Source organism: Thalassotalea euphylliae (assembly GCF_003390375.1).
Lineage (GTDB): Bacteria > Pseudomonadota > Gammaproteobacteria > Enterobacterales > Alteromonadaceae > Thalassotalea_F > Thalassotalea_F euphylliae_A.
Map to the genome: position 1 here is coordinate 1,503,783 of NZ_QUOT01000001.1, position 16,046 is coordinate 1,519,828.

Here is a 16,046-nt window from a genome sequence, read left to right on the forward strand (position 1 = left end):
AGGTGCGGAGACCGCCAAAATTAAAAAACGCCAAAAGACGTTGGTGCCTTGTATAAAGCCAAGAAGCTGCCTGCTCATTAACTGCATATCCGCTCCCGACCTTGGTGCTTAGTGTGATGCAGCGAATTATCCACATAATCAAATAAATCACGCAGTTTGTATGAGCTCACAGCCTCGGTCGTTGAGATCCCAATACTCACCGTTAACTCAGTCTCTACACTAAGCTTTGGATTCGCATCAACAACCGCTTGGCGAAACCTTTCTGCTAGCTCTTTAGCCGCAGTTAAGCTGGCACTGGGTAACAAAACAACAAACTCTTCGCCACCGTAGCGGGCAAAAATATTGGGACGTTCAAACACGGTCTGCCCTATTTGGCCAATCAGTATCAATGCTTCATCGCCAACTCGGTGACCATATTGCGCATTAATGGTTTTAAAAAAGTCACAATCGATCAGCATGAAGGCGACAGGTTCACGTCGTTTTTTTGCGCGTTTCAAACCTTTTAGCGCCAACTCAATAAACCGACTTCTGTTCAGCACTTTAGTTAATACATCGGTACGCGATGCATTCACTAATTGCTTCTGCCCTTTCATTAAGTTGTTAAGTAAAATCGCAAAAACAATTGCTAATAGCGCCGCGACATAAATGTAAAGCTGTTTGTAATACGCTGTTTCTTTCACATCTTCCAACGCTAGTGATTCAAGTCGATGACGACTTTCGAGCAAGCTTTTCTCTATGTCGACACGCTGGCTTTCATACTGTAAGCGCAATTCAGCTTCTGCTTGTGCGGTACTGCTTTCAAGGTTCGCCATATTAAGCTCATACACTCTATGATAAGTGTTATAAGCTTTTTGATATTCACCCATTAAACGATAGGTTTCTGAACGAAGTACTAACAGTACAGCCTCATCCATTGGCGAAGCGTTTATGTTGTCACTGTAAAACAGCTTAAACGCTTCATCAATAGTGCTTAGAGCCTGCTCGTACTGCCCCATTTCCTTGAGAATGTTGGATTTATTGATAAGGAACTGAAATGGTAAGTAATGATGCTCAACATCGGCCAGTAATAACTCCGTAATTGCTAAATGCTCTAGTGCGAGGTCATACTGCTTAAGCTCTTTATTAACGTAAATATTTGCTAAGCCAACATGACCACTAAATAACATCTCTGTGTTGTTGAGTGGTGCTAACTCGTTGAGTAAACGCTGATAGGTTTTAATTGCTTGGTCTGTGTCACCACTTGCCGAATAACTAACCGCGATATTGCGTAAATTATTGATGGCAAGTAACGGTTTTTCTGCTTGCATGTAGTAGCGGTAGGAAGATTGATAATACTCGCGAGATTGTTCGCCTTTCTTTAAGTTGCCGTACAAAATCCCCAGTTCACTATAGACCAAGCCTTTGAGCTCCAAATCCGACAGACGTTCAGCAATCGTGGCGGCATCATTTATAGCAATAATAGCTTCTGAGAGTTTGTCGGTTTGATAATAAATAGCGCCAATATTGATTAAGCCCTTGGCGATTTCTTTTTGATCATCTAATGATTCAGCAACTTCTAAGCCCGCTAAATATTGCTCCATCGCTTGCTCTGGCTTCCCCAACGTTTCAAGCGCATAGCCCAGATCATAAGCTAGCTGGGCGATAATAATGCGTGGTGAGATTAAGCTCGATGCTAAAATTAAGCCCTGCTCAGCTGTTGCTCGGGCAAGTCGGTGCTGCCCTTGTAGTGAGTAGACCTCAGCCAGCACGTGGTAATATTCTAGCTGCTCACTTAATGGGTACTGGGTTAACGAAGGCTTTAAAAGCTGCAGTTGATGAACCGCTTTTGTTTGCTCGGTATCAGACAGACGCCTAATTGGCGCAAGTTGTTCAAGTAACGAGGTATTGGCGTTTGATGCTTGCTCAAAAGCATCAGCTGTTTGTGCATTCCACGGAGCAAAAGCAAGACTTAGTGTTAAAGCAAAGCTTGATGTTGATATAGATGCCAATGCCAATCCACTAGCAAAGGCCAATACGCTAAACCAATTAGAGTATATTTTAGCGAAAGATGAAAACGGCTGTTTTCTAATCGCCAGCCAACTGTTGAAGTGTTGGTTATAGAAGTGGAATAAATAATTTTTTTGCACTTACCTGTGGCGCCTATTGGTGTTGTTCTATGCTTTAGTTCTATGCTTTAGTTCTTTACAGCAGATGCATCTTTTGTGCACGTTTAAAATAAACGCTAACCGCAGTATAACGACAAATAATCACCAATCAAAGCAAAAATCACACAGTATTCAACGCCCCGAAAATCAGATATCACAAGATAAAACAGTAAGTTATAAACACCCTAGTTAGCTTGATGAATAATTAAAATCCCAAAAGCTAGCTTCGATTTTATTACCCTCAGGGTCAATCACAAAACAGCCATAATACGGTTCGCCATAATCAGGGCGTGGACCAGGTTTGCCATTGCACTTAGCACCCAACGCTAAAGCTTGTTGGTAGAAGTTCTCAACCTGCTGATGAGATTTTGCAACAAAGCCAAAGTGCACACCATTGCCGCTGCTCATTGGCTGTTTATCAAATGGAATTTGCACCCAAAACTCTGGGTAACCTTTACCAAAAGCAAGTGCGTGTTCGTATTCACTAACTAAGTCAATATCCAATGTTGCCAATACAGGCTGATAAAATGCTTTGGCTTTGACGAGGTCATTCGTGCCAATTGACGCATGACAAATTGTGCGACTTTTATTGCGTTCGACATTCGCGCTAGTGCTCATAATGATAACGACTCCGGTCTATGTAAATTGTTTAAATACGCTTTTTGTTTTTGGCGTTTTGTTTTTGACGCTTTATTTGTGAAAGTACGCTCGCGAAGCTTAGTGCGTCTTTCTTTTGGCATCCAGTTAAAACAGTGATGATTAAGCTGTTACAGCTTCATCCGTCACTTTGACTTGTGTTACCAATAAAGCAGCTAGTCCCGCCAGTACACTTGAGGCAACCAAACACGCCATTAAACCATATTGTTGATACATCAATCCCGAAAATATTGTGCCGAGTAATCGCCCCATCGCGTTAGCCATGTAGTAAAAACCCACATCAATGGAAACGCCATCCTCTTTCGCTAACGCGACAATCGCATAGCTATGCACGGCAGAATTTATCGCAAATACGGCGCCAAAGAATAACAAACCAATCACCAACACCCAAGTCACTGATATCTCACTATTTAAGGCAATCATTAGCGCGATAACCGACAGAGTCAGCATGCCGCCCCACTGACTTGCAACCGCATGCACAGGTTTAGTTGAGAGGTTCACTAGCTTTGGTGATAACGCTTGTACTATGCCATAACCAATAACCCACAGCGCCATAAACAACCCCACATGGTGATGCTGCCAAGCTAATTCGCTGACAAAAAAGACAGGTATTGCGACCACAAACCAAACGTCGCGAGCGGCAAATAAACAAAGCCGTGCGGCTGATAAGTAATTTAATGACGCAGACTTAGAGAAGATATCGTTAAACTTAGGTTTATTTTTTGCCTTACCAAGATCTTTTTTCAATAACAACTGGCTAGCAATTACCACCAAAAACAAGGCACTGGCCATCGCCAGCATGGCTGATTGAAATCCAAGTAGCGTCAGTAATGCGCCACCGAGAAAAAAGCCAATACCTTTTAAGGTATTTTTTGAGCCAGTAAGCAGGGCTACCCATCTAAACAATTTGCCTTCAAACGATGTTCCCTGCTGCTCGTTTTGCCCTGAATCTTTGGGAATAAGGGCTTTAATACTGCTCTTCGCACTCATTTTATTGAGATCTTTTGCAATACCTGAAAGCGCTTGCGCGGCCATCACCAAGACAACCGTTAGGTACTGATCTGGCACTGACAACATCGCCAATGCGGCAACTTGCAGTACCAAGCCAATTTGCATCGTGCGATTAAGGCCAATACGTGCCCCTAGCCAGCCACCAACAAGATTCGTCACCACGCCAAAGAACTCATAAAACAAGAAGAGCATAGCAATCGCTAAAGGCGAGTAACCCAGCTGGTGGAAATACAAAACCACCAGCATGCGCAAAGCGCCATCAGTTAACGTGAAAGCCCAGTAATTAGCAGTGATCACTAAATACTGTTTTACTTCACTTGATAGCGTTTGGAGTTTATTTAACACTTAAACCTACCATTTTTGCTAGCTCAGCAGTACGGTTTGCGTAGCCCCACTCATTATCGTACCAAAGGTACATTTTTAAATGGGTGTCATTCACCACCATAGTTGATAACGCATCGACGATAGTTGAACGCGGATCGGTTTTGTAATCCACTGACACTAAAGGTTTTTCTTCATAACCTAAAATACCATTTAGCTCTTGCTCGGCAGCACTTGCCATTAACTGATTAATTTCTTCAACGGTTACCGGGCGCTCCATTTCAAACGCACAATCGGTAATTGAAGCATTCGCCAGCGGCACGCGCACCGCATGACCATTTAAGCGGCCTTTGAGCTCAGGGAAGATATGAGTAATTGCCGTTGCCGAGCCTGTTGTTGTTGGGATCAAGCTTTGCCCGCAAGCACGAGCGCGGCGCAAGTCTTTGTGTGGCGCATCTAAAATGGTTTGGGTGTTCGTAATATCGTGAATGGTTGTCATGCTGCCGTGTTTGATACCAATGTTTTCTTGCAGCACTTTTACTACAGGTGCTAAACAGTTGGTCGTACAAGAAGCTGCTGTCACGATCGGGTGCTCATCAACATTGTATAAGTTGTCATTTACGCCCATGACAATATTGAGTACGCCCTCTTCTTTAACGGGCGCAGTCACAACAACACGCTTTACCCCTTGGTCTAAGTAGGCTTGCAACTTCTCTTTGGTTTTCATTTTACCCGAAGCTTCAATCACAATATCGCAGTCTGACCAATCAGTTTCAGCAATCGCCAGGTTATGCGTAATAGCGATTTGCTGATCATCAATAATCATCTTATCGCCTTCAGCGCTTGCTTGATGCTGCCAAGTACCATGAACAGAATCGTAATTCACCAAATGCGCCAAGGTCGCGGCATCACCGGCGGGATCGTTAATTTGTACGAAGTTGAGTTCCGGCCACTGCCATGCAGCACGCATCACTAATCTACCCATGCGGCCAAAGCCGTTAATACCTACTTTAATTGCCATGACTAATCTCTCTATACAGTTCTCTATTCAGCTCTCTAGCTGATGCTTTATTCAGTTTCTCACTTAAGAAACATACGATATTTTACATATTCGAATTTTCACATATTAAAATAACGAGTGCAACCGATAAGTTGTTTTCATCTAACTTTTCGTGGCTCAAGTTTCTAGGATCGTACTGATTTTCAAGCCTGTAATTCGAAGAATTGACCCAAGCCAAGAGTAAATAGCCACACGCCCCATAAACTATGCTCTAAAGCAACCAGTAAGGTTGAGCGTGATACCGCATAAGTCTTGCTAAAACAATAACCTGCAAGGGTAGACAGCAGCACAGCAACCCAATTGCCATAAATAATATGAGCAAAACCAAAGCTCGTAGAACTTAGCCAAATTCGATGGCGCTTACGCGGCAATATGGTTTTATAACGGTGAAAGAGAAAGGTACGAAAGATAACTTCCTGCGGCAAAGCAGAAAACAGTGGGTAGAGGAAGAGTAACAACAACCACGTTTTCGGACCTTCAATCGGTAGTTTAAATAAAGATTCCGGCGCGATTAGCGCAAAAATGAATGTGCTGCCAAGCATAACGGCGAAGAACAACCAAAGTGTGTTAGCAATACGTTTGTAAAACCCTAATTTATTTGTGAGTCGAAAGCGCTTAAAACGCTCATCAGAGATCAATAACCACAAACAAATGGCACCAATCACAGTTAATATCGGCAGCACCCAGTACGTTATCAAATGATTAAACTGCCACAGGAACGTTGGTAAAAATAAGAATAACAACGTAAGTTCAAGCCAAGATTTAAAAGATGAATGACGGGTTAAGCTAGATGGTTTCACTGGCGCTATCTCAGCAATATTCGTTAGAATGAGCGATTATTTAACTTTAGTTCAAGCCATGCCTTGAGGCTATTTACTGTTGCTAATCCTATTTAAACAGATTTAATAGATTACTAACCGGTTTGATAGCGGCTAAATCTGATATGGAAAACAAGCACTAAGGTTATGACGTTATCTAGATATGAAAGTATAAAATGAAGTTTGCCAAGTTAAATCGTACGATTCACAAGTGGGCTAGTCTGTTAATTGCCCTACCTTTATTACTTGTCATAGTGACAGGAATTCTACTATTAGTGAGAAAAGAGTTTGCTGTCTTACAGCCACCAACTCAGCATGGTATCAGCTCTATACCCACTCTTGATTTTTCCACCATACTGGCACAAACCAAGACGGTTGAGCAGGCAAACGTCACAACTTGGCAAGACATAGATCGGTTAGATATTCGCCCAAGTAAAGGCGTTGTTAAAGTGCGAACAAAAAGTTCATGGGAAGTCCAGCTAGACAGCCAAACAGGTAAAGTGCTGCAAGTGGCTTACCGCAATTCAGAATTTATTGAGGGCTTACACGACGGTACTTTCTTTCAAAAACAAGCCAATTTATGGCTTATGCTGCCCGTTGCCATGGTGTTGCTATTACTCTGGCTAACTGGCTTGTATTTGTTCTGCATACCTTACGTTAAAAAATGGCGTAGAAGGGACTAAAAAATGCCTTGCAGCTGCCAATGTGCAAGGCATTCAATTCGGCTTTCTAAGATAAATTAGCGACTTAACACCGCTAATAACTCTTTAGCCTCTGATGATAACGCAGATTCAGGCGTTAATACTGCGCTTGCCAACGCGCTTCGACAACCACATGACTCATCCGCCTGATGAGTTTTAATAAACGACTCCAATACCGATTTCGCTTTTGCTAAACTTTCGCCATAACGACTGATCACTTGCTCCACACTCACATGTTGGCTTGGGTCATCTTGCCAACAATCGTAATCTGTCGCGATGCCAATGGTGCAGTAGCAAATTTGTGCTTCGCGCGCCAAAAATGCTTCTGGTACATTTGTCATGCCCACTAAATCGCAAGCAGCGGCATTTTTTAAAAACAGACTTTCCGCTTTACTACCAAGACGAGGCCCATCAACACAAGCATAAGTCTTGTTGTCGTGGATGGTTACCTCAAGGTTATTAGCGGCCGCCACGATACCTTGTGCTAAGTGTTTGCAGCTGGGCTCGGCGGTTGATACGTGAGCAACCAAGCCGTTACCAAAAAAGCTCTTGGCACGGCTGCCTTTAATAAAATCAAAATACTGCCCACAAATGGCTAAGTCGCCGGGCGCAATTTCCTGCTGCAAACTACCAACAGCTGAAAAACCCACTATTTGAGTAACACCAAGCGACTTAAGCGCCCAAATATTTGCTTGATAATTGACTTCACTAGGCAACAGTTGATGACTATTGCCATGTCTTGGCAGAAAAAAAACTGTTTGCCCCAGATAACTGCCCTGCTTGATGGCGGCAGATGGTTTACCAAATGGCGTATCGATCTCATGCTCTTGCTCTACTGCTAAGCCGTCGATTTGATAAATACCTGTGCCACCAATAATTGCTAACATTTAATAATTCTCCCAACTAAATTCCGAAAAAAATAAGGTTATTCACTGCAACTGGCGCCATGGGCAAAACAGCTATAGCACCTATGATGTTTCATACTAATACGAGCGCTCATGCTATCGCTGAGCGTATTGGCTAAGTGATAATCCTCGTCATCATCAACTAAGGTGCAAGCGTATACCTGCATTTGATCATTTTTCTTGATGATCATTTTTGAATTGCTACACATGTAATTTTTGCGCTGTTGCTCGGTTTGATACTGCACCATGCAATGGCTGCTAATGTGTGGCACATCAGCAATGCTGCCCGGTGGTAAGAAGTCTGGGAAAGCAACAATATTAAGATCTTCAGGCAAGCCATTTAAGGCAAATAAATCCTGAAATTGCTTAGTGACTTGATCACTATTTTCGTCAGCCGACATATGTCGCGCCACAGACACTTTAAAGCCTGCTCGATGTAGTTTTTTTAAGCCACTAATCGCTAACGCAAAATTGCCCTTGCCTCGCCCAGCATCATGGCTTTGGCTTTCGGCTGAGTCTAAGCTGATACGCAGCGAAATGGGATGTTTACATTCGCTACTTGCCGCCAAGGCTTGTAATGCGGGTAAGCGTTTAATCAGTGGCGTAGTGCCGTTAGTGAGCACTAGACAAGGTCGAAACTGGCTAGCATAAGCTAAGATGTCAATCATATCTTTAAGCAAAAACGGCTCGCCACCGGTAAAAGAAAACTGCTTAACCCCTAACGTAAGCGCCTCATCAATAAAAGGTTTTACCTCGCTCAGTTTTGGCCCTTGTAGACGTTTACTGCTTGGGCTTGAGCCTTCTAAGCAAAAACTGCATTCGAGATTACAGCGAGTGCCAGTATGAAACCAAAGCTCATCAAGCGCATGCGGAATAATATAACCTCGCGCTTCACCTGTGGGCGTTTTATACCAGCTCTCGCTATGTTGCTTGTTCATTAACAGCAGCCCAAAGTGGTTGTACTCGTTTTTGCTTTAGGCTGATTAGTGGCACATGAAGGTGAGCGCGTAAATGCCCCCAAATGTTGGCCAAAGTCACCGACAAATTCAAAGTGTGACTTGAACCGACTGTGCTGTAGCATTTGCCAAGTATTGCCGCTTACCTTAACTTTTTCGCCTTTAGCAAAAAAGTTGTCTTGATCTAGCTGTAATGCGTCTGGGTGACTCGTGACAGTGCCTTGATAAACCACGGTAAGGCCATAGTCCTCTTGATTAGCTTCTAACTCAGGCGCTTTAAACAAACGATAAGTATTAGAGTGAAATTTAATACCTTGCACGCGCTCAATGATTTCAGGGTTATCTATGGTGATTTCTCGGCGCTCGACTAACCGAGGATCGGTAAAGCCAACCTGTTTCGCCAATTCGATAAAGTCTCCTTGATATAAAGCGCCACTGAGGCACTCGCCATAAAGCAGTGGATCGTTTTTCAGGTGCTCAGGAATACGGCGATCGGCATAAACATCGGCAAAATACATTTCACCGCCATTTTTTAGCAGGGCATAAGCTTGTTTAAGCACAGCTTCTTTGTTTGGCGATAAATTGATCACACAATTAGAAACGATCACATCAATGCTACTCTCAGCCAGACCAAGCTGGTCGAGTTTTTCAATATAACCTAGCTTAAACTCAGTATTTGCTTGTTGATAACCGAATTTTTGCTGATGATAAGCTAAGTGTTTGTTGGCCACTGCTAGCTGCTCTTCAGTCATATCAACGCCTGTGACAAAACCGTGCTCCCCCACCATTTGCGCCAAAGCATAACAGTCGCGGCCCGCGCCACAGCCAAGATCGAGAATATGACAATCGGTTAGGCTTTCTGGCGTCACTAAGCCACAGCCATAGTATTTTGCCAGCACTTCATCGTGAATGTTCGCCAATATGGTTTTCACATCGGTCGTTAAATTGCTGTCTGTACAGCATGCATTCGTTTGTAAATCCTCGCTCGATTGTAGGGTTTTACCGTAATATTCTTTTACTGCGTCGTGCATGAGTCACTCTCTTCTAACGTTAATATGGTCGCTATGTATTGCAATAGTTTTTGTCGTGCAGGTCGCTGTTCGCCCGCTAAGTCGCGATACAAGGTGATAAGGTCGCATTTTTCATCAATGTCATAACCTGGGGTGTGATAACCAACCGACAAGCCCCAGCTATGGCAACAAGCCGCCAGTGATGCGCCTAAATAAGACGAACTCCATGGCAGATTAGTTAAATCAGGCCAAGGCTGTGCATTTGACATAATGACAACACCGCCATCGGCCGCCATGTTGAGCACAACATCGTCTTTCGCTAGCATATCGGCTAACCCGACATAGTGCGCCTGCCTTAGCATCGGCGCATCGGTACCAATAAAGACCAACTTTTGATGGCCTTGGCTTCGCAAGTGTTTGTCGATGTGGTTAAGTCGTTGGCCTAAGTTACCACCGCCTTGATAAATCACCTGAGCTTGCGGCTCTTTCGCTTGGCCAAGTAAAGCCTGCCCCCACGCTAAATCTTCTTGATGAGCAACCGCTAACACGACATTGCCTGACCAAGCTTGAGCGTCTTCAATAGCGCAAGCTAACAACAACTGGGCAATGTCAAATGCCGCATAAGCACCTATGGTTTGTGCCAAGCGTTGCTTGCCCTGATGTAGCTTTGGGCGCTTACACATAATCACTAGGCTTGGATTAGTTGTTGTCATCTTGGGTCTCTATTGTGGTTTTATCTAGGTTTTGCATTGCTGTATTCAAAGCTGCGTCAATCGGTTGATTAAGTTGCCAGTTATATTGATAGTTAATATCGCCATTAAATTTCGTTAGTGCACTGGCAAGTTCAGGTTCGGCATAGCGGATAAGGTGAGCAAGCAGTGCATTCTGGTCTTCGCCAAAGTCAGTACCGAACCAGTTATAAATACTTGATAAGGTAAGCTGCCCTTGCACCAAGTTAACCGCTCTAGGGTGATTAACAAAAGCCATTGCTGCTGTGTTTAGTTGCTGCTCCAAATCGTTTGCCGTGATCGCTTGCAAAGGTAAATTGGGGCAGCCACGACTAGCGCAATTAATCACGTAATGTACTCTTGGTTCTTGCCAAATACTGCGCAATATACCGTGTTCAATTTGATTCAAACTCAATGCTTGCCCAGCCACCTGAGCGACTTTGATGTCCCAAGGGCCAATAATTTCTCCTAGGCTATCAAACGGTAGTTGGTGAATTTCGCGAATACTGGCGATCGGGTAGTGATCGAGCACAAGCTTTACCGTCAATGCATTATATAAATTGATCCAATAGGCAAATTGCTCACGATGATTAAATGTTCGCGGGTCGATATCTTGTAAAGCCTGAAGATAAGCGCTCAACTGTTGTTTATCTTGCTCGCTAACTGCTAGGTAATCGAATACTGTCGCTGATAACGGTTCAGAGTAACTAGCATACCTCTCAAGTAACTGCTGCCAAGACTGATGCGCAATGGTTTTCGTATTGTCTGCAGCGAAAGCTTCTTGATTTAGCTGCCAGTAACCAATCGGCTTGGCGGTGCGCGCTTGATACAAATCGTAGCCCAAAGTAGCTAGTAGCAGCGAGCAAGCGACTAACAAGCCGAAAATGACTTCAAAAAGCGCAGACCGATCAAGCTTGTTTTGATCAGGCATAGTCTGGCTTGGCTTTTTGGGGCTGGGGTTAGCGGCATTGAGCACTGACATTACTGAGTATTCTCTTTTGTTGGCGTCAGCTCTGGGCCACTAAAACCAAATAAACGCAACCTCGCGATCATACTTAAAATGCCAATACCCGCGAGCACAGTACCTTTAACCGTGCCACTGATTTTTGATTGCCCTATTCTGACTTTAGAATCAACTGGATACTCACTAGTTTTAAGTTGCAGCATGGCCGCTTTGACTTGCATTTCAACAGTCCAACCAAAGGTTTGATCGGCCATGGCTAATTGTTTCAATGCGCTTTGACGAATAGCGCGAAAAGGCCCTAAATCGGTGACTGGCTGACGCCAGAACAGCCGAATTAACCGCGATGATAACCAGTTACCAAACAGCTGGGGCGGCGTTAACGCCCCTTGTTCAATCGTCCCAAGTGTACGAGAGCCAATCGCCATATCATCACCACTGGCAATACCAGCCAATAGTCGCTCTGCTTGCTCAATAAAACAGGAGTCATCACCATCGACAAACAGGATAATGTCGTACGCTTGCTGTTTCTTGTTTTGCAGGTTCTTGAGTTGCTGTTGTTCCAGCCATTCGAGCGCCGTTAGGCAGGCAATACCATAACCTGGCTGGTCTTGCCTAACGACATGAGCACCAGCCGACTGAGCATTAGCTGCGGTTGCATCAGTAGAGCCATTATCACAAACCACTACTTGATCAATCACCGCAGTCGCTTGCCCTTTGTCATTGTTGGAGGTCAACTGCACAAGCTCACTAACCACTTTACCGATGGCCTGTTCTTCGTTTAGCGCTGGAATTACCGCAGCAACGCGAAACCCTTTATACATTTTTAACCTCAATGATTTCAGCCATTTGTACTCGGCTAGCAGCAAGCTTGCCGGTTTTGACAACTTGTGAGGTAGCACGGTCAATTTCAGCAAAGCTCAATGTGCCAGTTGGACAAACTTGCACACATGCCGAGCAGCGAACACATTGCGGATCAACCATCGGCTTACCCTTTTGCGCAAACGCCATCACATCAATACCTTGATGACATTGACTGGTACATTGGTTACAGCTAATACACTTAGATTTGTCTGCAGCAATGGCAAACTTACTGAATCGCGCGTAGATGTGCATTAACGCGGCAAGCGGACAGGCAAAACGACACCAAGTACGGCCAGAATATTTAAAGTACAAACCAAACCCTAAGACCCCAGCCATAAAGGTATCCACGACCCATTTCCAGCTAAAGGCATTGACCAGTTCATAATTTTGGTTCTCGCCTTTTAATAGCAAGTTGAACATTGAATTCATCCAGCTTTCAGGGTAAATCCAGCCCATGATACGAATAAATAGCATGACAAAGGCCGCTAGCAAGATAACTTGGCCAAGCATATTCAGCTTGTTCCAGTTTTTGCCGTGCGGCATTTTATGACGCTGCTGATCGCCCATGGTTTCAGCCATTGCACCACAAGAGCAAATCCAGCTGCAGTACGCGCCTTTGCCCCACTTGTAAACAATCAATGGAATGATCACGAATGTTTGCACCACGGCTATCGCCAACCAAGCCACCTGAGGTTGGTCGGTAAAGACAGTGTATACACCAAGTGGCCACGCAAAGATAAAACTGTAGGCATGCCAGTAAGCTCGTGGGTGCCCCCAGTCAGGCCACACGTGATTAGCTAAGTCTTGCGCTGAAATATATGAAGGGAATAAAGCATCGCCTACTGCTTTGCCCCAACCCGCGTCAAAGCCGCCGTTGTAACCAATCCAAGGGAGAATAATTTCCGGTAGTAAAAACAGTGGAAACAGTTGAATGGTAAACAGCACACTAGTTTGTACCGTGACATACGGAGTTTTACTGCGCTGGATTCGCTGCCATCCAAATATGGCGATTAAAGTGGTATACAAAAAAGTGTAATAGAACGAGCGGCTTTTTAACGACATGGCGATAGTGCCGATCAGGGTAGACCTATCTTCAACTTGGCTAGACCACCAACTGCCAAGGCCACTGATCACCTCAGGCATGTTATTTGGGAAGGTAAAGGTTGACCAAAATGCGTTCACAAAGCCATAGCCTTTCCAGTCATACAGGGCAAACATCGCCAGCATAAACAAAGCAAAGGCTAACCAACCCGAAAAGCTGCTTTCACCACTAATTTGGATTTTACTGCGGCGGAAAAATTCGAGTGGAGCCTCGCGCCCTGTCGCCAATAACACTTCATCATTGGCTAGTGTTTGTTGCTCGCCCTTTTTGTTGGTCAGGTTAACAACATCCTCGGTAATTTCGGTTACCTGAGTTGACATTTTTAAGTCAAGTTGGCCTGACTCAACCAACTGGTTCACTTGCTCAACATTTTCCGGTTTTGGGCGCGAAAACTCTGCTTGACGATGGCACAGCGTTACTTGTGCATCATAATTAGCGCAGCTGATTGCCGCTTCTAGGGCGCTATCACCACCGCCAACCACAAGTAGTTTTTTCCCTTGATATTGGCTCGGGTCAATTAAACGATTACTGACTTTTTCTAGTGTTTCGCCAGGTACATTGAGCTTGCGGTAATTACCTGAGCGACCAATAGCGACAATAATGCGATGTGCCGAGATACGTTCGCCACTGTCAAGCACTGCATGCAAGTGCCCGCCTTTGCGCTCAATATGGGTAACATTAGCAATTTCAGGATTGATATCATGGCGCTTAGCATCCGCTTGCAAGCTCGTTAACAAGCTTTCTTTGTCAACAACCTCTTGACCAAATTGGAGCTTGCCACTTGGTGTCATCTCAGTGGGATAAGTATAAATCGGCTTACCGTGAGGAAAGTTATTGACGGTTGAGAACGGTGCGTTAGCTTCAATCAGCTTAAAGTTTAACCCAGCTTCTTTGGCGGAAATTGCCGCCGAGTAACCACTAACACCACCACCAATAATAACGATATCAGCAACCTCAGCTGTATGTTTGCGATTACTGAAGCTGGTATCGGCCAGTATGTCTTGAACAGCTTTTGCACCAGTGTCGGCAGAAAACTTTAACAATGGCACGCCAGTTAAGTCACCAACAATATAGGTACCGGGAATATTAGTTGTGCCATTAGCTTGGCTTACCGGCAGTTTTTCTACTTTGGCGTCAGGCCATTGACCATGTAACCAATGATGATATTTACTTACTATAGCTAACATGAAAACCTCTTTTGGGGCGACGAAAGTTCGCCCTCGGTAATAGTTTGTTTCTTCCACCTTGTGACGCCGGCATAAATTAAACTCAGCAATGCAAAGAGATAGGCACCAGCCAATAAATTGACAGGCCATTGCGCAGGTTGCCAAATTTGGCAACAAACAAACTGATCCAGTACTTCATAGGTAAATGGCATAACGCCAAGAATGAGTAATAACGCAAGATTGGGTTTTAACGCGACGAGTGCCGCCAATGGCATTAAGTACCAAGGAAATAGCACTGGACTAATAAATAATGGAATAAAGAGCGCAAGCTGACAGGCGCTAACTAAGTCGTTAGAAAGCTGAGTTTGCTCATTATTTGCGACGGACTTTTGAGCATTCGCTTGCTGACGGCTAGCCAAGTAACCCACAATGGCAATTAAGCTCAAGGTAACGCCTGCTAGCGCAGCAATAAACGCTTGAGTGCCTAGCGAGGTTAACAGGGAAAACAGCGGTGCGGCAAAGCGCCATTTCTCAAAAAACACACCGATACTGCCAACAGGGTATAGCCCTAATGCCAAGGTAATAGCGTAGCCGAGGCTAATTGTCACAATCGCACTAGCAACTAAGGTTATTGCTCGGCGCAACGAAAAGTTAGCAAACACAAGTGGCATTAATAATACCAGCGGCAATATTTTAGTGAGTACGCCAAGTCCGATACAAATCCCCGTTAAAACGAGTTTATTGCGCTGCCAGCAATAAAGCGCAGCAACTATCGCCAACGTAGAAAAGGCATCGACATGCAGGGCTGCCCCCGTTTCGATAATGACTATCGGTGACAATGCAATCAGCGGTAAATGTACCAGCTTGTTATGCGCTTTAAGCAATAAAAACATTAGCCATAGCGAGGCAATGCTGGCGCAGGTTAGCATGAACTGCCACAGCCATTGGGCGTGGTCGATCCCCACACTGGCAGCAATGCTAAATAATGCCAACGACAACGGTGGATAAAGTGTTGGATAGGCCGCGTGCTCAGCTGGTGGCTGCCATATTGCTCTAAGCTCAACAAGCGCAGGATCATCATGGCTGATTTGATAAGGATCTAAACCAGTCAGTGCGATACGACCGTCAAATAGGTAGCGGTCAACATCGTTTGAGGTGTATGGTTCAACACCAAGTAAAACAATGCGCGCTAAGATTCCCGCTGCCAAGATCAGCCAGCTAGCGCGAGTAATACTCGCGGCAAAGGAAGCATTTTGCTGAGTTTTTTGCTGACCTTTTTGCTGATATGCGTGCACAGAATACCAAGCCACCAGCATGCATAAGCACATCAAGGTAAATTGGACGATAACTAAATTGCCCATCCCCCACTGTTCCAGGCTCCAAGTTGCTAGATCCAAATTTGCTAGGTTCCTGCCATCAGCGCCACGCTCAATAGCAGTTGACGTGATAGCTGCCTGTGATAATTGGCTGTGCACCGCACTTAGCCAATGACTCATTGATGCCACTAAGACCGTGCCAACCAAGCTTGCATAAAGTAGCCAAGACCATCGACTGTGAACAGTAGTCGCGTGGTGACCTGAACAGGCCACTTTAATTAAAGTGTCAGAGGCTACGGTATTAGTGGCTATCGAGCGAATCACGG

Annotated in this window: 14 protein-coding genes; 1 reads left to right on the forward strand and 13 read right to left on the reverse strand. The window is 44.6% G+C overall.

From position 1 onward, the window contains the following. Nucleotides 1–77 precede the first annotated feature (77 nt). The 5 genes from DXX94_RS06670 to DXX94_RS06690 form a co-directional block, all read right to left on the reverse strand. A complete protein-coding gene (locus DXX94_RS06670; protein ID WP_181901499.1) occupies nt 78–1,988 on the reverse strand; it encodes a tetratricopeptide repeat-containing diguanylate cyclase in 1,911 nt (636 codons plus the stop codon). Nucleotides 1,989–2,333: 345 nt separating this feature from the next. Continuing rightward, nucleotides 2,334–2,762, reverse strand: a complete 429-nt coding sequence (locus tag DXX94_RS06675; RefSeq protein ID WP_116014702.1) for a VOC family protein — start codon at nt 2,760–2,762, stop codon at nt 2,334–2,336. 141 nt (nt 2,763–2,903) lie between these two features. Next, a complete protein-coding gene (gene arsJ / locus DXX94_RS06680) occupies nt 2,904–4,157 on the reverse strand; it encodes an organoarsenical effux MFS transporter ArsJ (RefSeq protein WP_116014703.1) in 1,254 nt (417 codons plus the stop codon). Next, complete coding sequence (locus tag DXX94_RS06685) at nt 4,147–5,154, reverse strand: ArsJ-associated glyceraldehyde-3-phosphate dehydrogenase (protein WP_116014705.1); 1,008 nt, start codon at nt 5,152–5,154, stop codon at nt 4,147–4,149. Before DXX94_RS06685 ends, arsJ begins: the two co-directional genes overlap by 11 nt. Before the next feature lie 182 nt (nt 5,155–5,336). Further along, nucleotides 5,337–5,993, reverse strand: a complete 657-nt coding sequence (locus tag DXX94_RS06690) for a CPBP family intramembrane glutamic endopeptidase (RefSeq protein ID WP_258872114.1) — start codon at nt 5,991–5,993, stop codon at nt 5,337–5,339. A 194-nt stretch (nt 5,994–6,187) separates the two neighbouring features. Here DXX94_RS06690 and DXX94_RS06695 point away from each other — a divergent pair, with 194 nt between their 5' ends. After that, complete coding sequence (locus tag DXX94_RS06695; RefSeq protein ID WP_116014707.1) at nt 6,188–6,694, forward strand: PepSY domain-containing protein; 507 nt, start codon at nt 6,188–6,190, stop codon at nt 6,692–6,694. Between the two features lie 56 nt (nt 6,695–6,750). Here DXX94_RS06695 and mtnP read toward each other — a convergent pair whose 3' ends face one another. The 8 genes from mtnP to DXX94_RS06735 are packed head-to-tail and all read right to left on the reverse strand — an operon-like array spanning nt 6,751 to nt 16,044. Continuing rightward, entirely contained in the window at nt 6,751–7,599 is an 849-nt protein-coding gene (gene mtnP, locus DXX94_RS06700; RefSeq protein ID WP_116014709.1) for an S-methyl-5'-thioadenosine phosphorylase, read from the reverse strand. Between the two features lie 38 nt (nt 7,600–7,637). Next, nucleotides 7,638–8,555, reverse strand: coding sequence for a radical SAM protein (locus tag DXX94_RS06705; RefSeq protein ID WP_116014711.1), 918 nt, complete (start codon nt 8,553–8,555; stop codon nt 7,638–7,640). After that, nucleotides 8,555–9,604, reverse strand: a complete 1,050-nt coding sequence (locus DXX94_RS06710) for a methyltransferase domain-containing protein (RefSeq protein WP_116014712.1) — start codon at nt 9,602–9,604, stop codon at nt 8,555–8,557. The genes DXX94_RS06705 and DXX94_RS06710 overlap by 1 nt, the downstream gene beginning before the upstream one ends. Beyond that, nucleotides 9,589–10,296 carry a TIGR04282 family arsenosugar biosynthesis glycosyltransferase gene (locus DXX94_RS06715; protein WP_116014714.1) on the reverse strand — a complete coding sequence of 236 codons (708 nt, stop codon included), beginning with the start codon at nt 10,294–10,296 and terminating at the stop codon, nt 9,589–9,591. Before DXX94_RS06715 ends, DXX94_RS06710 begins: the two co-directional genes overlap by 16 nt. Continuing rightward, the gene (locus DXX94_RS06720) at nt 10,283–11,293 is read right to left on the reverse strand and encodes a DUF547 domain-containing protein (RefSeq protein WP_220348060.1); all 1,011 of its coding nucleotides are present in this window, start codon (nt 11,291–11,293) and stop codon (nt 10,283–10,285) included. Before DXX94_RS06720 ends, DXX94_RS06715 begins: the two co-directional genes overlap by 14 nt. Beyond that, nucleotides 11,293–12,096, reverse strand: a complete 804-nt coding sequence (locus DXX94_RS06725; RefSeq protein WP_116014716.1) for a glycosyltransferase family 2 protein — start codon at nt 12,094–12,096, stop codon at nt 11,293–11,295. The genes DXX94_RS06720 and DXX94_RS06725 overlap by 1 nt, the downstream gene beginning before the upstream one ends. Beyond that, entirely contained in the window at nt 12,089–14,425 is a 2,337-nt protein-coding gene (locus DXX94_RS06730; protein WP_116014717.1) for an NAD(P)-binding domain-containing protein, read from the reverse strand. The genes DXX94_RS06725 and DXX94_RS06730 overlap by 8 nt, the downstream gene beginning before the upstream one ends. Then, complete coding sequence (locus DXX94_RS06735) at nt 14,419–16,044, reverse strand: glycosyltransferase 87 family protein (RefSeq protein ID WP_116014719.1); 1,626 nt, start codon at nt 16,042–16,044, stop codon at nt 14,419–14,421. Before DXX94_RS06735 ends, DXX94_RS06730 begins: the two co-directional genes overlap by 7 nt. Between the last annotated feature and the right edge of the window lie 2 nt (nt 16,045–16,046).